At 65.2% G+C, this 16,926-nt stretch carries 17 protein-coding genes; 9 read left to right on the top strand and 8 right to left on the bottom strand.

All coding sequences use genetic code 11. The features are described 5' to 3' along the window. Positions 1-270: 270 nt before the first annotated feature. Positions 271-1,029 carry an IclR family transcriptional regulator gene (locus tag K1X11_RS21000; RefSeq protein WP_221029287.1) on the top strand — a complete coding sequence of 253 codons (759 nt, stop codon included), beginning with the start codon at positions 271-273 and terminating at the stop codon, positions 1,027-1,029. Positions 1,030-1,070: 41 nt separating this feature from the next. On the opposite strand, the gene K1X11_RS20995 is transcribed toward K1X11_RS21000, so the two are convergent. Continuing rightward, on the bottom strand, positions 1,071-2,078 hold the full coding sequence (locus K1X11_RS20995; RefSeq protein WP_221029288.1) for a PIN/TRAM domain-containing protein: 1,008 nt from the start codon (positions 2,076-2,078) through the stop codon (positions 1,071-1,073). Positions 2,079-2,189: 111 nt separating this feature from the next. Between K1X11_RS20995 and K1X11_RS20990 the strand changes: the two genes are divergently transcribed. Beyond that, positions 2,190-2,603, top strand: coding sequence for an EVE domain-containing protein (locus K1X11_RS20990; RefSeq protein WP_221029289.1), 414 nt, complete (start codon positions 2,190-2,192; stop codon positions 2,601-2,603). A gap of 7 nt (positions 2,604-2,610) precedes the next feature. On the opposite strand, the gene K1X11_RS20985 is transcribed toward K1X11_RS20990, so the two are convergent. Continuing rightward, a complete protein-coding gene (locus K1X11_RS20985) occupies positions 2,611-4,365 on the bottom strand; it encodes a formylglycine-generating enzyme family protein (RefSeq protein WP_221029290.1) in 1,755 nt (584 codons plus the stop codon). A gap of 113 nt (positions 4,366-4,478) precedes the next feature. Here K1X11_RS20985 and K1X11_RS20980 point away from each other — a divergent pair, with 113 nt between their 5' ends. From K1X11_RS20980 to K1X11_RS20965, 4 genes are read left to right on the top strand one after another with little or no spacing between them, the layout of a single operon-like run. Beyond that, on the top strand, positions 4,479-5,333 hold the full coding sequence (locus tag K1X11_RS20980) for a prephenate dehydrogenase (RefSeq protein ID WP_324726036.1): 855 nt from the start codon (positions 4,479-4,481) through the stop codon (positions 5,331-5,333). Between the two features lie 25 nt (positions 5,334-5,358). Beyond that, positions 5,359-6,678: a 3-phosphoshikimate 1-carboxyvinyltransferase gene (gene aroA / locus K1X11_RS20975; protein ID WP_221029291.1), complete on the top strand. Its 1,320-nt coding sequence runs from the start codon at positions 5,359-5,361 to the stop codon at positions 6,676-6,678. Then, entirely contained in the window at positions 6,675-7,352 is a 678-nt protein-coding gene (gene cmk / locus K1X11_RS20970) for a (d)CMP kinase (RefSeq protein ID WP_221029292.1), read from the top strand. The genes aroA and cmk overlap by 4 nt, the downstream gene beginning before the upstream one ends. Beyond that, a complete protein-coding gene (locus K1X11_RS20965; protein WP_225919258.1) occupies positions 7,349-8,008 on the top strand; it encodes a lysophospholipid acyltransferase family protein in 660 nt (219 codons plus the stop codon). Before cmk ends, K1X11_RS20965 begins: the two co-directional genes overlap by 4 nt. A 169-nt stretch (positions 8,009-8,177) precedes the next feature. Here K1X11_RS20965 and K1X11_RS20960 read toward each other — a convergent pair whose 3' ends face one another. From K1X11_RS20960 to trpS, 3 genes are all read right to left on the bottom strand, one after another. Beyond that, positions 8,178-8,957: a hypothetical protein gene (locus K1X11_RS20960; protein ID WP_221029293.1), complete on the bottom strand. Its 780-nt coding sequence runs from the start codon at positions 8,955-8,957 to the stop codon at positions 8,178-8,180. Positions 8,958-9,118: 161 nt separating this feature from the next. Continuing rightward, positions 9,119-10,018 carry a hypothetical protein gene (locus K1X11_RS20955; protein WP_221029294.1) on the bottom strand — a complete coding sequence of 300 codons (900 nt, stop codon included), beginning with the start codon at positions 10,016-10,018 and terminating at the stop codon, positions 9,119-9,121. A gap of 53 nt (positions 10,019-10,071) precedes the next feature. Then, a complete protein-coding gene (trpS, locus tag K1X11_RS20950; protein ID WP_221029295.1) occupies positions 10,072-11,043 on the bottom strand; it encodes a tryptophan--tRNA ligase in 972 nt (323 codons plus the stop codon). Positions 11,044-11,123: 80 nt separating this feature from the next. Here trpS and K1X11_RS20945 point away from each other — a divergent pair, with 80 nt between their 5' ends. Next, entirely contained in the window at positions 11,124-11,960 is an 837-nt protein-coding gene (locus tag K1X11_RS20945; RefSeq protein ID WP_221029296.1) for an alpha/beta hydrolase, read from the top strand. Here the strand turns inward: K1X11_RS20945 and K1X11_RS20940 are convergent. The 3 genes from K1X11_RS20940 to K1X11_RS20930 form a co-directional block, all read right to left on the bottom strand. Further along, complete coding sequence (locus K1X11_RS20940; protein WP_221029297.1) at positions 11,926-13,074, bottom strand: lipid-A-disaccharide synthase; 1,149 nt, start codon at positions 13,072-13,074, stop codon at positions 11,926-11,928. The genes K1X11_RS20945 and K1X11_RS20940 overlap by 35 nt on opposite strands. A gap of 122 nt (positions 13,075-13,196) precedes the next feature. Continuing rightward, on the bottom strand, positions 13,197-14,204 hold the full coding sequence (locus K1X11_RS20935) for a Gfo/Idh/MocA family protein (protein WP_221029298.1): 1,008 nt from the start codon (positions 14,202-14,204) through the stop codon (positions 13,197-13,199). Positions 14,205-14,240: 36 nt separating this feature from the next. Next, the gene (locus K1X11_RS20930; RefSeq protein WP_221029299.1) at positions 14,241-15,161 is read right to left on the bottom strand and encodes a LysR substrate-binding domain-containing protein; all 921 of its coding nucleotides are present in this window, start codon (positions 15,159-15,161) and stop codon (positions 14,241-14,243) included. Between the two features lie 83 nt (positions 15,162-15,244). Between K1X11_RS20930 and K1X11_RS20925 the strand changes: the two genes are divergently transcribed. Next, positions 15,245-15,748, top strand: coding sequence for a MarR family winged helix-turn-helix transcriptional regulator (locus K1X11_RS20925; protein WP_221029300.1), 504 nt, complete (start codon positions 15,245-15,247; stop codon positions 15,746-15,748). An 11-nt stretch (positions 15,749-15,759) separates the two neighbouring features. Then, a complete protein-coding gene (locus K1X11_RS20920; RefSeq protein ID WP_221029301.1) occupies positions 15,760-16,917 on the top strand; it encodes an efflux RND transporter periplasmic adaptor subunit in 1,158 nt (385 codons plus the stop codon). Positions 16,918-16,926: the final 9 nt, after the last annotated feature.

The following is a 16,926-nucleotide window of genomic DNA, read 5'->3' as shown; positions in this document are numbered from 1 at the left end:
GATGGAAAGGGGTCAGAATCGTCAGGGGAATACGAGGGAATGTCCGCAGCCTACACCTTCGTTCCCATCGCAAATGGGACAGATTTGCCCCCTGTTAGGACCGTTCAAAGCGACCTGGACAGGAAAAGTGCAGGCCATGAAATTTCACCCGTGAACACTTTGTCTATATTTGAACTTACCCGTCCCCCGAGACAAACGTGATTTATTCAAAAATGAGAATCCTGTTCATACTTGAACAACGAGCTTCTTTTTCGCATCTCAAGTTCAATAGTGGACGATAAATACATCATTCCTAATCTCCGGAACGCTTGTCGCGTTTTAAAACTTATAGGGCAAGAGAATCGCGGCTACAAAATCACCGAGCTCGCCAAGCCCCTCGGGATCCCGTCCACCACGGCCCTGCGCATCACCACGACCCTCCAAGCCGAGGGACTGCTCCGCCGGGAGAACGGCCTCTATTTTCTGGGCCCCGTGCTGATCCACCTCGGTAGCCGCACGCTTGCCGACACCGAACTGCGCGATCTCGCTTTTCCCGTGCTGGAGAAACTCAGCCATACCACCGCCGAAACCGCCCACCTCGCCCTCCCCTGCGACGACCGCTCCCTCATTGCCGCCGTCTGCGACAGCCCCCACCCCCTGCGCGCCGCTTCCAGTCCGGGCACCCTCACCGACCTCTACGCCTCCGCCACCGGCAAGGTCTTCCTCGCGTTCCTGCATCGCGATCGCATCGGCGACATCATCAACCGCTTCCCCCCCAAACCGCGCACCTCAAAATCGCTGACCACTCTGGCCGAACTCGAAGCCGCGGCAGACGAGACTGCCATGCGTGGCTTCGGTCTCGACGACGAAGAGTTTAACCACGGCGTCCGTTGCCTGGCGGCGCCGGTCGTCGGTCCCCAAGGCGAAGTCGTGGCCGCCATGGGCATCACCGCCGCCACCCTGCGCTTCAGCAGCGACCGCATTCCAGAAATCGCTGCCAAGGTCATGGGGGCCGCCAGCGAACTCTCTCGCCTGATCGGTCACCACTGAGCGCCGCTGGATTCGGTCGCCCTTCCCTCCGCCGCTGGATCTCAACCTTCGCTCGGACCCGTCAGCCGAGCGAAAATCAATTTCCCGCCTGCCGAGGGCAAAATACTCGTGACCCGCGCCAGCACTCGCGTGCCCACCAGGGATCGCGCTTCCTCCACCACCACCATCGAGCCGTCCTCGATGTAACCGACGCCTTGGTGCTCCTCCCGGCCGCCTTTCACCAAATCGATTTCAACGGTCTCGCCGACCAGCAGCTCCCGGCGGATGGACTTCGCCAGCGCGTTGAGGTTCAGCCACGGCACCCCGTGAAACTCCGCCATCTTGGCCAGGTTGTAGTCAGTCGTGAGCAGCTTGGCTTTCATCGACTGGGCCAAAAACACGAGCTTGGCCTCCACCTCCTCGGTGCGCGCCTCACTCTCATGAATGCGTAGGTCGAGCTGTTTGATCCGACGCAGCGCGCCCAACACCTCCAAGCCGCGGCGTCCGCGAGCCTGCCGTCCCGGATCACTCGAGTCGGCCACCCGCTGCAGCTCCTCCAGCACGAAGCGCGGGATCACCAGACCACCGCCCAAAAAACCGGTTTCGCAGATGCGACCAATGCGGCCATCGATCAGCGCACTGGTGTCCACCACGATCAGCGGGACATCCACTTCATGCGGCACAAACCGCACATACGGGATCACCAGGTTGAACTCATCCTTACCGCGCAGCGCGATCACCGTGCACACATAGGTAACGACCAGAAACAACGTCAGCCGCGACAGGTAGATGATCTGTTCGTCCCCCCGCACAAACAACGGTGAGGTGCCGATCAGATATGAGATCACCGATCCCACCGCCAAACCGAAGGTCAACGCCGACAAACCGCGCAGCGAAAACCCCTTCAGCATCAGGTCCACCAACACCACCAGCACGCCGATGAGCATACCGATGAAGATGCCGATGATCCGATACTCATCCCATTCCCGCACCGAGTAACACACCAGCCATCCCGCTGCGGCACACAGCGAGATAAACACGATCCGAATCGGCAGTAGGGTGCGATGCATGTTGTCAGGAGCGAAACCAATTGGCGCGGATTCTCCAACACTCGCCCAAGTTTGACCTGAGCGGGCCAACCGTGCCTACTGGGCGGTTCAGAACACTGTCCCCACTTTCTCATGACAACCCAATACTGGCTCGTTAAACAGGAACCCGAAAAGTATTCGTGGCAGGACCTTCTCAAGGACCGTCGCACCGACTGGGATGGCGTGCGCAACTACCAAGCGCGCAACAATCTCAAAACCATGCGCGCCGGCGACAAAGTGCTCTTCTACGCCAGCGTGAGCCTCAAGGAAGTCCAAGGTATCGCCACCGTTTCCCGCGAAGCCTATCCCGACCCCACCACCGACGACGAACGTTGGGTGGCCGTCGAATTGGAAGCGCAGACCACCCTGCCCCAACCCGTGACCCTCGAGCAGATCAAAAACGATTCCCGCCTCGCCGAGATCGCCCTCATCAAACAGAGCCGCCTCTCAGTCATGCCCCTGCGCAAAACCGAATTCGACCGCATCCTGAAACTCGGCGGCGTCTAGAAACCTCTCAGCGCAGATCCGGCGCGCCGCGCTCCTCGCGCTCCGTCATCTCCACCACCACTCTGAAACCGATGTGCCTCGCTCGCTCCGAGCGGGGCACCGTCGTTTTCGACAATCGCGCCAACGACTCCGGCAGGTCCAGGTAACTGCCGCCGATCAGCGCCCCCTGCTCCGCGTCACCCGCGTCCTCCGGGGCCTCGATCCATTCGGCCAGATTGCCTACCAGATCGAAAAACCCACCTGCGTTTGGCTCCCCTGCTGCCATCGGTCGACTCCCCTTCGCGTCCGCCGAGAACTCCAACGCCGCCGCCAGTGCCGCCGCCTGGGTCCCGCCCCCCACCGCGATGCGAAACTCATCCTCCGTCGGCAGCCGCACCCGCCGCCCAAGCAGCCAGCCGAGCCGCTGACAAAACTGCTGCGCCTCAAACCAATTCACCGAATCGACCGCATACTCGCGCCCCATCTGCCGGCTCGGATTGGTGCGCATCACCTGCAGGTAGAGCGACTGCGGCACCTCCGTCTGCAGCAACCACAACTCCCCCACCCCCGGCAAGGGCCGAAACCGCTCCATCACCGCATCCTGCACTTCGCTCAATCGCTCCTGCTGCGCCTCCAAATAAGAGAGCCGCAACCGCAACTCCGGATCCAGTCGTTCACTGCGCGACAGCTCATCAAACAGGTGTCCCACCTCCACCGCCGCCATGGCGATCAGCGCCCGGGCCGCGCCCACTTCGCGCCGCGCCAGGTTCGCCGCGATCTGCGCTTCCCATGCGTGCAGCTGCGCTACCCGCGGAATCGAGGCCGCTGTTTGCCGCCGCACCTCCAACTGCTCCACCCGCTCGGCGGACACAAAACGGCTTCGCCCAAACTCTTCGTTCAACCGCACCTGCACCGCCCGAGCCTGCGCGTAAGCCGCCGCCGCCGCCACGTAGTCACCCGCCTCCATCGCGGCATCCCCCTCGCTCGCCAGCGCTTCCGCATCCGCCGCCACTCCCGCCGCGTCCAACGAAGCTATTTCCTTCTCAATGCGACCGAGCTGCAGAGTGTCGGCGTATCGTGTGGTTGAATACTCCTCATTCAGCCGCGCCTGCCCCGCCCGCGCCGCAGTGTAGCCCGCCAAGGCGAGCGCCCAATCCTCTGCCGCGACCGCCTGCCGCGCCGCCGCGATCGCCGCCGTCACTTCGGCGGCGAGGGGCCCCGCCTTGAGCTCCGCCAATCGTTTGGCCAGCCGCGAAGCCCGGCCGAAATCCTTCGCCCCCGCACTCGCCGCCGACCGGTTGATTTCCTCCTGCGCCGCCAGGGCTTCCTGCCAGCGTTCCTCCGCCTCGGCCGTGCGCCCCGCCTCCTCCGCCGCCTCCGCGTCCGCCACGGCTCGAAGCACCGCGGTTTCCCAGACCTGCGCCTGGGCTTCGGCCAATTCCCTCTCAATCTCCGCCAGTCGTCGCACCGCCGCCTGCGTGGTCGCCGGCCCCGCCACAATTTCTTCCTGCAGCGCCTTGGCTTCCATCAAAGCTTGCACCGCTCCATCCCCCGCCAAGTCCGCCGCCCGCGCCAGCACCTGCGCCACCGATTTTTCCTGCGCCGCCATCATCGCCTTTTCCGAGCGCGACGGCTTCGGTTGATCCGTCTGCATGTGTGGCCCCAGCGAGCTGAGCCACAGCCAAAACGCCGCCAGCACCAGCCCGCCCGCCAGCACCGCCAAGGGTCGACCAAGACGCTCCTTCACCCGGTAGCGGATCCGTTTTCGCTGCACGTAGGGCATGAGCCGCCGACCCAAGCCAAGCCCATGCCAAAAATCAATGACCACCCGCCCCGATTTGTCCCTCCCGGCAAGGGGGCTCGACAAACCCTCCCCCGGTCCGTTTCACCCCTCTTGTGGTCAACACGCTCGCCATTCTCGCTCCCGGCCTCCTCGGCGGTTCCGTCGCCCAAGCGGCGCGGGCCCGCGGTGCCGCTCAGCGCATCGTGATCTGGGCCCGTCGCCCCGAAGTGCGTCTCGCCCTCGCCGAACAACCGTGGTGCGACGCCGTCGCCGATACGCCCGAGGCCGCCGTGGCCGACGCCGACCTCGTCGTCCTCGCCCCGCCCGTCACCCGCATCGCCGAGCTCGTCGAACGCATCGCGCCGCACCTTGCCGCCTCCGCCACCCTCACCGATGTCGGCAGCGTCAAAGCCGAGATCTGCCGCCACGGCACCACCACCCTCGCCGCCAGCGCCACCGGCGCCACCTTCATCGGCTCCCATCCCATGGCTGGCGGCGCCCTTACCGGCTGGCAAAACGGCGACCCGGAACTCTTCGCCGGCCGCACCTGTTTTGTCACCCCGCACGACGCCCCCGACGAGGCCCGGCTCACCGCCCTCGTGCGCTTCTGGCGCGACCTCGGCAGCGAAGTCGTCACCGTCGCCCCCGACCAACACGACGAGATCGTCGCCCACATCAGCCACCTCCCCCAAGTCGTCGCCACCAGCCTCGGCAACGTGCTCGGCTCCAAGCCCGCCAACTGGTCCCACCTCGCGGGCAACGGCCTGCGCGACACGACCCGCATCGCCGCCTCCGACGCCACCATGTGGATCGATATTCTCCAACAGAACCGCGACGAGATCCTCCGCGCCCTCTCCGCCTGCGAAGACGAGTTGCATCACTTCAAAGCCGCCCTCGCCAACCGCGACTGGACCGACCTCCGCGCCCGCCTCGAACGCGGCAAAACCTGGCGCGACTCCCTCTCCTGACCCAACCCAACTTGTAACGTATTACGTGACAAACTCCCCCGCGACCTCGTCCTTGGTGCTGCCCGACCTGCTGCCGATCACGCCCTTCACCGCCCCGGCCCGCGGTGAGGTGCTCCTGCCCGGCTCCAAAAGCCTCACCAACCGCGCCCTGCTGCTCGCCGCCCTCGGCCGCACTCCGCTCACCCTCAGCGGCGCCCTCTTCAGTGAAGACACCCGGCTCATGGCCGCCGCCCTGCGCGCCCTCGGTTGCGCCGTAGAAGCCGACGAAGCCGCCTGCACCCTGCGCGTCTCCAATCAGGACCAACTCTTTCAATCGACCGCCCCCGTCGACCTCTTCGTCGGCCTCGCCGGCACCGCCGCCCGCTTCCTCACCGCCCTCTGTGCCGCCGCGCCCCGCGGCATCTACCGCCTCGATGGCGTCGAGCAGATGCGCAAACGCCCCATGGCCGGCCTCATCGATGCGCTCCGCACCCTCGGCGCCGACGTGCGTTGCCCGGGCGAGGAGGGTTTCTTCCCGCTCGAGATCCACGCCCGCGGCCTCTCCGGTGGAGCCATCGAGCTCGACGCCTCCGCCAGCAGCCAACTCCTCTCCGCGCTGCTCATGGTCGCACCCACCGCGTCCGCCCCGATCGACATCCAACTCATCGGCCAGGTCCGCTGGACCTTTGTTGAGATGACCCGCCGCCTCATGGCCGAGTTTGGCGTCGAGCTCGCGCCCGCGGTCGACGGTCACTTCACCGTATCGCCGACCGCCTACGCTCCGCCCGCCGAACACGCCATCGAACCCGACGCCACCGCCGCCTCCTACTGGCAAACCCTGCCCTTCGTCGTCGGCGGTGAACTCGCCCTTCCCGGCCTGCGTCCGCCCGGCTCCGGCCTGCAGGGCGACGCCGCTTACGCCGAGGTATTGCAACGCGTTATCGCCCGCCCCGCCGGCACCTTGCTCGACGAAGACTTCCGCGAGATCTCCGACACCTTTCTCAGCCTCGCCGCCATCACGCCGCTGCTCAACGGCCCCACCCGCCTCACCGGCCTCGCCCACACCCGTCACCAGGAAACCGATCGGGTCGCCGGCATGGCCACCGAACTGCGCCGCCTCGGGCAGGACGTCATCGAGGAAGAAGACAGCCTCACCATCACCCCGCGCCCGCTCAAAGCCGGCCAAACCATCGAGACCTACGGCGACCATCGTTTCGCCATGAGTTTTGCCATCCTCGGCTGCCACGACCTGCACGGCGACGGCCGCCCCTGGCTCTCCATCGCCCAACCCGGCGTCTGCGCCAAAACCTTCCCGCACTTTTTTGAGTTGCTGGCATCCGTGCGCGAAAAATCCTCCTCCAAGTGACCGACGACTCGTTCATCATTGTCGCCATCGATGGCGGCGCCGCTTCCGGCAAATCCTCGACGTCCCGCGCCCTCAGCGAGCGCTTCAACCTGCTGCACGTCGATACCGGTTCCTTCTATCGCACGATGACCGCCGAGTTACTCCGCACCGGTCTCGCTGCCGGCGACGAAGCCGGCATCGCCATCGCCGCCCAGGCCCTGCCGCTGGAGACCAGCGTGGAAGGCCGCCGCGCGCAGATGAAGATCAATGGCCGCGTCGTGCCCGACGCCGAGATCCGCACCCCCGAGGTCAACGCCAACGTCTCCCACTTCGCCGCCGTGCCGCAGCTGCGCCAGGCCCTGCTCGACTACCAACGCGGTCAGGCCCAGGTCGCCCGCGACCACGGCTTCCGCGGACTCGTCATGGAAGGCCGCGACATCGGTTCGGTCATCTTTCCCGACGCCGATTTCCGCTTCTTCCTCCACGCCGATCCGGTCGAGCGCGCCCGCCGCCGCGCCGCCGAGGGCCAGACCGATTCCATCACCGAGCGCGATCGCCTCGACGCCTCGCGCAAGACCGCCCCGCTCGCCTGCCCCGACGGCGCAACCGATATCGACAGCACCCACCTCACCCTGCCCGAGGTCGTCGATCTGCTCTCCGAACACCTCTCCGCCCGCCTGGGCCCGGTCGCATGAGCCAGGCCTTTCCCCAGGTCAACATGTCGCCGGTGTATGGGATTTCCCACTACGCCTTCAAGACGCTCTACAGCATCATGTTTCGCGGCGAGGTCGCGGGTTTGGAAAACATCCCCGCCACCGGCGGTTTCCTCTTCGCCGCCAACCACGCCAGCCACCTCGATCCGCCCGGCATCGGCAGTCAGGTGCCGCGCCAGATCGCCTTCTTTGCCCGCAAGACTCTCTGGAAAGGCGGCATGGCCAGCTGGTGGATGGATCAAGCCAACGCCATCCCCGTCGACCGCGATGGCGGCTCCGATGTCTCGGCCATCAAACGCGTGTTGAAGACCCTCAAGGAAGGTCGCCCGCTCATCCTCTTCCCCGAAGGCACCCGCTCCCCCGACGGCGAGTTGCAGACGCCCAAATCCGGCGTAGGCATGATCGCCTGCAAAGCCCGCGTGCCCGTCGTGCCCGTGCGCATCTTCAACTCGCACCAAGCGTGGGGCCGCGGCAAACGCATGCACCCCGGCGTGCCCGTTGATATCGTTTTTGGGCAGCTCATGCCTCTCGCCGAATTTGATGACCAAGCGGCCGGCAAGGAACGTTACCAAGTCGCCAGCGAACGCATCATGGCGCGCATCGCCTCCCTCCCCCGCCCACCCGTGGTGGTGGTGTGAATGCGGGTTGTGCCGTCGTCCGAGTGTAGCAGCGGCCGTGTCGGCCGCTCCCCTATGCCTCTCAGCCTGATATCCCGTCCGTCGCTACGCGGGCGACACGCCCGCGGCTACATCTCCGTTCCTGGGCAGTGATTCAGCAGTCGTAGATCCTCTCGCGCTCCCCTGCGCCTCACTGCGGCGCCACTTCTTCCACCACCTTGGTTTCGCCGATCTCCACCTCGCCGTGACCGAAGCCCGTCTTCACGCGCACCCGCACCAGACCGTCCACTTGCTCACCGAACTTCGGCGCGGCCTGCGCGATCAACAATTCGCGGGCGAGTCGGAAATTGAGTCCGGCCGATCGCGTATTCATGCGCGAAACCCACAACAGTCGCGGACGCTCTCCCCGCCGTATCGCGGTGTAGTCCCACGCGGACAGCACCACAAAATAACGCGGCTCGCCCAACTCCGACTTCATGGTGATCTCATCCACACTGGGGATGAATTCCTGCTCCGCGCGCATGATGGCTTCCTTGTAACCCAGCAGCTCGGCATTGCGCCGGGCGCTATCGGCGACAAATCGCTGGGACAGCCCCTGTGAAGCCATCAGCTCGTTGATGCGTCCCGGATCCGCGATGCCAAAGTCGGAGATCGTGGTGTTGAAAGTGTTCAACGCGCCATTCAACGCCTCCATCTCAATGTCCCGCACCGGGTCCTCATACACTTCGGTTTCCCCCCAGTGCACCACGATCAGCAAGTCGGCTTCCGTGGCGACGGTCGCCGGCCAATACTCCCGTTTGGCGAGGGCGGGCGCGAGCGATTCGAGCAGGCCCTGAAACTCCGTCGGCGCGAGTGACTTGTCTCTGGTCGCTCCCAGCCGATCGCCCTCCATGAACACATACGACTCCGGTCGCAGCGACCCATCGGGCAGGGTGTGCTCGTATCCGACCGAAGCACGGGACGAGACCACGATATAATCTTTGCGGGCCCACAGTTCACTCCGGCCAGAAAGGATCAGGGACACCAGCGCCAAGATACGGGGTAGGACGCGCATGGAAGCTTTCATCGATGTTAAATGAGGCCTCCCCGCTCAAGCTTTGTTCCGCGGCGCCAGCAGGCTCCCCGCCCCCTTCAGGGCGCCGGGGCGGACCGTGTCTCGTCGGCCGCTTCTTCCACCACTTCGGTATCGCCGATCTCCACCTCGGCATTGCGCGAATCGATCGACTCGCGTCGCCGCACCAAGTCGTCGCTCTGGCGTCCAAACAAAGGCCCGCCTTGGCGCATGAGCGCCGGCACGGTTTCGACAAACCGATTGCCCGGTGCCCGCACACTCATGCGCGTCACCCACATGAGCTTCGCCGGCTGCTTCTGCCGCAGCGCCGCGTAGTCCCACGCCATCAGCACGACAAAATAGCGGTTCTCGGCCAACTCCGCCTTCATCGTCTGCTCGTCCACGCTGGCGAAATAACGCTGCTCCTCCTTCTCCAAGCTGCGCTGAAAGCCCAACAGCTCGGCGTTCTCGCGCCGGGACTGCGCCGCGAGCTGCTGGCTCATGCCCTCCATACGCTTCAGCTCGTTGAGGCGTCCCGGGTCGGCATTGCCGGCTTCATCGGCGTTGGCCATGTATTCGGCCAAGGCATCGTTGTAGGACTCGGCCAGGTAATCGCCCACCGGGTCTTCGTAGACCTCCGTCTCGCCCCAGTGCACCACGATCAGCAGATCGGCGTTCTCGATGCCGTTGGCCGGCCAATATTCCTGCTCGGCCAACGCCGGCGCGAGGGCCTGCAACACGAGGTTAAACTGCTCGTCCGCATCCTGCGCGTCACGCGTGTGGCCAAAGTGCGTGCCCTTGGAGATGATGTAACTCTCCGGCCGCAGCGCGCCGCTCTCATCCTGGCGTTCATAACCGTCAGTGGCCGTGGCGGAAACCACCACGTAACTGCCCGCCGCTGCCGCCACGGTCACCGCGGCACACCACAGACCGAGGGCCTTGGGCCAAAGCAAACGCCGACGCAAAAAGGAAGAAAGCATGTCTCGCCCTGCGCGCATTCGCGCCGCAAAGCGAGTCGTTAGCATTCGTTCCGTCAGACCAACCCGCAGGCCTTGCGGGCGCGGCCCATGACCTCGCGGGCCACCGCGCGGGCACGCTCGGCCCCATCGCGCAAGACGGCGTCGACGTGATCGAGGTTGGCCTCGAGTTCGGCGCGTTTCACGCGGGCTTCGCGGAAGAATTCCCAGTAGTGCTCGAAGAGCGCCTTCTTGAGATCGCCGTAACCAAAACCGCCGGCCTTGAGCTGATCCATGATCGACGCATAGGTCTCGGGCGGGGCGAAGAACTTGAGCAACTGCGAGGCCGGCAACTGCTCGCCATCGGGCTTCGGTTCCTCGCGGGTGCGGCTGTCCATCACGATGGACATGATCTTCTTCTTGAGGACCTTCTCCTCCCCAAAAATCGGCAGCGTGTTGTTGTAGCTCTTGCTCATCTTCTGCCCGTCGAGCCCCGGGATGACGGCCACGTCCTCGGCAATGGAGGGCTCCGGCACCACGAAGGTTTCGCCGTAGGTCTGGTTGAACTTGATGGCCATGTCGCGGGTCATCTCGAGGTGCTGCTTCTGGTCCTTGCCGACCGGCACCACCGTCGTGTCGTAGAGCAAAATATCCGCCGCCATCAGCACCGGGTAGGCGAAGAGACCGAAGTTGGGCGCGATGCCTTTGGCGGTCTTGTCCTTGAAGCTGTGGGCGCGCTCCAGCAGCCCCATCGGCGTGAGCGAACCGAGCAACCAGGTGAGTTCACACACCTCGGGCACATCACTTTGCTTCCAGAACACGCTCTTGGCCGGATCCAAGCCACAGGCCAGCCAATCGAGGGCAATACCGCGGGTGTGCTGACGACGCACCGCGGCGTCATCGACCGTCGTCATGGAGTGGTAGTCGGCGATGAAGTAGTAGCATTCGCCCAGCTCCTGAGCGGCGATCGCCGGACGCATGGCGCCAAGATAGTTGCCGACATGCAGGGTGCCGGAGGGAGTGATACCAGTGAGGGTGCGGGAGGGCATGGATTCCAATCTTTCTCGTTCTCGTTCTCTTTCTCGTTATCCCCTCAGGAGGAAAAACGAGCCCCCGAACCAGAACCAGAATGAGACCGAGAACGAGAAAGAATTTCGCGTCCCTGTGCCTCAGCGCGTGGCTCGGCCTCACTGGCCCCGCCATCGCGGAATCGCTCACACTCACCCCGCTCGAGACCAACATCCTGCAAATCGCCAGCACGCCGGAAGAGGCCGCCACGCTCGCTGCCGGCGGCGCCGGCCAACCCGAGGTCGTGCTGGTGGGACTTGCCTTGCCGGCCCAATTCGACCCAGCCGTCCCCACTCCGATCCTCTACACGTCGGTCACCGGCGATCCTTACCGTTCCAACATCAAAGAGCTGGAGGTCTACCGCGAACGCGCGATCGCCCGCGGCTGGATCGTGCTCACCGCGCAGCCCCACCCCTGGCCCGACCGCGCGCAGGACACCGTGCTCGGTCGCCGCGCCTCCGCCTGGGCCGCCTTTCGCACGCTGGAGGAAATGTTCCCCGGCAGCCGCGACTGGCCGACCGCTTTCGCCGGCTTCTCCGGCGGTTCCAAGATGACCCAACTGCTCGCCGGCGACGCCCTCGCTCGCGGTCGCCACGTGATCGGAGCTTGGATGTCCGGCTGCAACGCAGACAGCACGCCCACCATCCGCGACGACTACGCACCGCCGGAAGAGGCGTTGTGGGACATCGCCTACTTCCTCAGCTCCGGCAAATGGGACCGTGTCTCGACCCGCTCCCAAATGCGCGCCGTTTACCGTTCCCTCCGCAACCACGGCGCCCGGCACCTCCGCTTCGAGGGCTTCGACGGCCCGCACGCCTACTACCTGCCCCACCTCGACGAGGCGCTGGCGTGGTTTGAAACCTTTATTCCGCCAGCTGCGCCAGCATCCACGCCGTGACGTCGCGCTGGGCGTCCGCGCTCAACAAGTCCTGCAAGCGTTTGGCCGCGGCCCACGTGCGCTGCTGTCGCGCTTGGTCCGTCAGCGCCGACTGCAGCTCCCGCCCCAAAGTCTCGGCCGTCGCCGCCCCTTGGATGTATTCCGGATACATCTCCTCTTTGAGCAGCAGGTTCGCGATGCCGATATACTCCACCTTCACAATCATCCGGCCCAGCCAGTAGGTGAGCGGATCGGTCTTGTAAGTCACCACGCCGGGAATGCCCGCCAACGCACACTGCAACGACATCGTGCCGCTGGTCGTCAGCACGGCCGACGCCCCCACCGCCGCGCCGCCGGTTTTGACCAGCTTCACCGCGTCGGGAGGGTTGCAGGCGCGCAGCGTATCCAAAATTCCATCACTGGGATAAAGCACCATCGCTTCGTGCCGCCCGTCCAGCCGCGCGAACGCCTCCAGCATCACCGGGAACAAGCGCTTCACCAATCCCTTGCGGCTGCCCGGCAGCAACAGCACCGGCCCGGCCGGATCGTAGCGCACCGGCGCCGCATAATCCTCCGCGAGAAACGGATGTCCCACAAACTCCACCGGCAGCGCTGTATCCGCATACACCTCCCGCTCAAACGGAAAGATCGAGGCCAGTCCGTCGAGGTGTTGCGCCATCGCAAAACGCCGCTTCGCCCGCGAAGCCCAGATCTGCGGCGAGATGAAATACAGCGCCTTGGTGGGACCACCGGCCTTGGCCGAAAAGCCCGCTTCAAAGAGCCCTTTCGCGATGCGCAGGTTGAGTCCGGATGAATCGACAAAACACACCGCCCGCGGCCGATGCTCCCCCACCCAACGCACCACCTCGGCGATCAAGGTGCGGTAGAAGGACAGTTTGCCAAACACCGCGAAACCCATGGTCGATTGCGCCGTGAGGTCCTCCAGCAATTGCGCTCCCGCCGCCGCCAAGGCAGGCCCGCCCAGCGCACACACGCGATAGTCCGGCTCTGCCGCCAACACCCCGCGCACCATGCGCGCCGCATGCTGATCGCCCGAGTGCTCCGCCGCGACCACCAACAGGTCCACCCGCCCCTCCCCCGGAGCCGCCAAACGATAAGGCAACGTATTATTCATCGGAGAAAGTTAACCACGGATGGACACGGATGGCTTCGGCTACCGCCTTCGCTTCTGCAATAATCCTGATTGAAAGGCGAAACGGTAGTGGAGCCCATCCGTGTCCATCCGTGGTTGAAAAACTAGTCCTGCTTGGCCGCGCGGATTTGCTCGGTGATCGCGATGGCGACCTCCAGCGCCTGACGCCCCAACGCGCCGCCGACTTTCGGCTGCTGCGCATGTGCGACACTCTGCGTGAAGTGCGCCAGCTCGAGCGCCAGCGGTTCGCCTTTTTCGATCGGCACTTCCTCGAGCGGCAGCGCGCTCAGGTCAGTCGGATCGACCGCGCCCGCCCGCAGTTGGCCGGCGTAGTTGAGCAGGCCCGTGGTGCGCACGAGGTGACCGCTCTGGCGCATAAAATCGAAGGAGAAGTATCCACTTTCCTGAAACACGCGGATCTCGCGCACCTTCTTCAGGCTCATCCGGCTGGTGCTCAGATTGGCCACACAACCGTTCTCAAATTCGATGCGCGCATTGGCGATGTCCTCGGTCTTTGAGACCAGACTCACGCCCACACTTTCGATCTTCTTCACCGGCGACTGCACCAGCTGCAAAATGATGCCGATGTCGTGGATCATGAGGTCGAGCACGACGCCCACTTCGGTGCCCCGCGGCGTGAACGGCGCCAGCCGCTCCGCCGTGATGAACTTCGGCGCGACCACTTCCTTTTCCAGAAAACCCATCACCGGGTTGAAGTGTTCGATGTGCCCCACCTGCACGATGCGGTCCTTGGCCTGCGCCGCCGCCAGCACGCGTTCCGCCTCCTCCAGCGAGGCGCAGATCGGCTTCTCAATCATGAGGTGACAACCGGCCTCGAGCAGCGGCAGCGCCACCTTCTCGTGCAGGTCCGTCGGCACCACGACCGACACCGCATCACAAGCCGCGCCGAGCTCTTCCAGCGTCGCAAAACGCGCACAGCCATGACGGCCGCAGATCTCCGCCGCGCGCTCATCGTTGGTCTCGAAGATGCCCACGAACTCCACATTCGGCAGCGCCGCATAAATGCGCGCGTGGTGCTGTCCCAGCGAGCCCACGCCCGCGACTCCGCAACGGATCTTCGTATCAGTCGACGCTTCAGTCATGGCGCTCATGCCACCGTCGCGCCCCGCCCAAGGCAATCCGCGAAATCAGACGGACTTCCGCGTGCGCACCCGCGGCGCGCAGACTTCCTGCAACACCGCCACAAAATTGGCCGCCAGCTTCGAGACGTTGTGCCGCCGCCACACCGCCAACAGGTCGAAGTGCAAGTCATCTCCCTCCTCCTTTAACGGACGGTAAATCACGTTGCGATGTCCGCCGCTCGACGGCATCGCTGCGAGAAACGACACGCCTTGCTCCCCCTCGATCATGGCCTGCAACGACTCGTAGCTGTTCACCGCTTTGAACCGCCCGGGCCGAGCCCGGCGTTTGGCAAAGATGTCCCGAATCCGTCGCCGGTGCAGCTCCCGCCCGCCCGTCTCGATACAGAGGATACGTTCTTCGGCCAGCTCTGCGATCGACACCCGCCGCTGCGTGGCCAGCCGATGCCCCCGCCCCATCGCCACCTGAATGTCGCCCGTGAGCACCTTCATGGTGTCGAACTGCTCGTGGGCAAACTCCCCGTCATCGACCACAAACCCCACACTCACCTCCCCCTGCTCCACCGCCCCCAGATGGTCGGCCAAGGTCACTTCGAGCAGGTCCACATCCACCTCCGGAAAACGGTTGTGAAAGGTCGACAGGGTCGCGGGCATGAAGCTCGCGCAAATCGCATTCACGTTGCCCACTGCCAGCCGACCCGCCCGGCCCTCGGCCGCCTGTCGCGTGGCCTCCACCGCCCGCTCGGCCGCCGCCAATAGCTCGCGGGCTTCGTCGAGCATCACCCGCCCGCCATCGGTAAGCTCCACCCGCGTCGTGCTGCGCTCCAGCAACACCACCCCGATCTCATGCTCGAGATCCTTGATCTGTTTGCTCAGGGCAGGTTGGGCCACCCGCACACGCTCCGCCGCCCGCCGGAAGTTAAGTTCCTCGGCCACGGCCACAAAGTATCGCAGGTGCCTCAGCTCCATCGCCGAGACTGATAACCAGGAGTTATCACGCTGCAAACGACAAAGTCATTCCGCGATCGCCGGCTTGGGATTATTGTGGGCGCATGTCCGCCTCCCTCAGCCTCCAAGCCGCCAGTGACCGACTCCTCGAGTTGGCCGCCCGCTCCGGTATGAACCACGCCGAAAGCTGCGCCACCCTCCTCGAGCTCCTCGCCACCGGCGAAGCCGTCGACGAGGTCCTGCGCGCCGAACTCTGCAAGCAGGAGATCAGTCTCACCGGCTTTGGGGTGCTGGCCTTGCTCGATCGCCAGCGGGAAACCTCGCTCGGCACCAGCGACCTCGCCCAATCGCTGGGCGTCTCCGCCGCCGCCGTGTCCGAAACCCTCGCCCGCCTCGAGCTCGCCGGCCTGCTGACTCGCGTCCGCCGTCCCGACAACCGTCGCCACAACATCGTCGAACTCACCGCTGCCGGACGGCAGGCGGTGCAATCCACCCTCGAACACCTCGAACAGCGCGTCCACCGCCTGACCCTCGCCCTCTCCCGCGACGAACTCAGCTCGTTGCGCGATTCCTGCGCCCGCCTCCGCCCCTCGGTCGCTGACCTCTAAACGTCATTCACATGAATCAACCTTCCTTCCGTTTCCTCCTCCTGGGGCTCGGCGTCGCTCTCGCCGCCACCGGCTGCGCCGATAAATCCGGCGGTCCCGCCGCCGCCCAAGCCGGCGCTCGTCCTCCCGCACCGGTCGAGGTCCTCGTCGTCCAGCAACAACCCGTCACGCTCACCCGCGAGCTGCCCGGTCGCACCTCCGCCTCCCGCGTCGCCGAGGTCCGCGCCCGCATCAACGGCATCGTGCTCAAGCGCCACTTCACCGAGGGCGCCGACGTCTCCGCCGGCCAACTCCTCTTCGAGATCGATCCGGCCCCCTATCAGGCCACCCTCGACAGCGCCCGCGCCACGCTCGCCCGTGCCGAGGCCGCCCTCGAATCCTCCCGCCTGCAAAACGAGCGCTACACCGGCCTCGTCGAAACCCACGCCGTTTCGCAACAAGCCTTCGACGACGCCGAAGCTGCCTTCCTCGCCGCCCAGGCCGAAGTCGCTGCCGCCAAAGCCGCCGTGCGCTCCGCCGAGATCAACCTCGACTACACCCGCGTGACCTCGCCCATCAACGGCCGCATCGGCCGCGCCGATGTGACCGAGGGCGCCTACGTGCAACAGGCCACCGCCACCCTGCTCGCCACCGTGCAGCAGCTCGACCCGCTCTACGTCGACCTCAACCAGTCCGCCGAGCAGGTCCTGCAACTGCGCGATGCGCTGGCCTCCGGTGAACTCAAACGCAACGCCGACGGCGCCGCCTCCTTCAGCGTGAAGTCCTACGCGGGCAACACGCACCCGCAGACCGGCTCGCTCCAATTCTCCGACGTCTCCGTCAACCCCGGCACCGGCACGGTCATCCTCCGCGGTCTCCTGCCCAATCCCGGACTCGATCTGCTGCCCGGCATGTTTGTGCGCGCCACCCTCGAGGAAGGCACCCAACCCGACGCCATCCTCGTGCCGCAGTCGGCCGTGAGCCGCAACGATCGTGGCCAAGCCACCCTCTACGTGGTCTCGCCCGAAAGCACCGTCGAGCTGCGCATCATCGAGACGCGCCAAGCCATCGGCGATCAATGGCTGGTCACCTCCGGACTCCAACCCGGCGACCAGGTCATCCTGAACAACCTGCAGAAAATCCGTCCCGGCGCGCCCGTCTCGGCCACCCCCGCCGCCGCTCAATCCTGATTTTCGGCC

Source organism: Actomonas aquatica (genome assembly GCF_019679435.2).
Classification (GTDB): domain Bacteria; phylum Verrucomicrobiota; class Verrucomicrobiia; order Opitutales; family Opitutaceae; genus Actomonas; species Actomonas aquatica.
This window is presented reverse-complemented; position numbering and strand designations above follow the sequence as displayed.

What these genes read in the sequence shown, in the direction of transcription:
- K1X11_RS20995 (WP_221029288.1), bottom strand. Translation starts at nt 2,078, where the DNA reads ATGCATCGCACCCTACTGCCGATTCGGATCGTGTTTATCTCGCTGTGT.
- K1X11_RS20990 (WP_221029289.1), top strand. Translation starts at nt 2,190, where the DNA reads ATGACAACCCAATACTGGCTCGTTAAACAGGAACCCGAAAAGTATTCG.
- K1X11_RS20985 (WP_221029290.1), bottom strand. Translation starts at nt 4,365, where the DNA reads ATGCCCTACGTGCAGCGAAAACGGATCCGCTACCGGGTGAAGGAGCGT.
- K1X11_RS20965 (WP_225919258.1), top strand. Translation starts at nt 7,349, where the DNA reads ATGAGCCAGGCCTTTCCCCAGGTCAACATGTCGCCGGTGTATGGGATT.
- K1X11_RS20955 (WP_221029294.1), bottom strand. Translation starts at nt 10,018, where the DNA reads ATGCTTTCTTCCTTTTTGCGTCGGCGTTTGCTTTGGCCCAAGGCCCTC.
- trpS (WP_221029295.1), bottom strand. Translation starts at nt 11,043, where the DNA reads ATGCCCTCCCGCACCCTCACTGGTATCACTCCCTCCGGCACCCTGCAT.
- K1X11_RS20945 (WP_221029296.1), top strand. Translation starts at nt 11,124, where the DNA reads ATGAGACCGAGAACGAGAAAGAATTTCGCGTCCCTGTGCCTCAGCGCG.
- K1X11_RS20940 (WP_221029297.1), bottom strand. Translation starts at nt 13,074, where the DNA reads ATGAATAATACGTTGCCTTATCGTTTGGCGGCTCCGGGGGAGGGGCGG.
- K1X11_RS20935 (WP_221029298.1), bottom strand. Translation starts at nt 14,204, where the DNA reads ATGAGCGCCATGACTGAAGCGTCGACTGATACGAAGATCCGTTGCGGA.
- K1X11_RS20930 (WP_221029299.1), bottom strand. Translation starts at nt 15,161, where the DNA reads ATGGAGCTGAGGCACCTGCGATACTTTGTGGCCGTGGCCGAGGAACTT.
- K1X11_RS20925 (WP_221029300.1), top strand. Translation starts at nt 15,245, where the DNA reads ATGTCCGCCTCCCTCAGCCTCCAAGCCGCCAGTGACCGACTCCTCGAG.
- K1X11_RS20920 (WP_221029301.1), top strand. Translation starts at nt 15,760, where the DNA reads ATGAATCAACCTTCCTTCCGTTTCCTCCTCCTGGGGCTCGGCGTCGCT.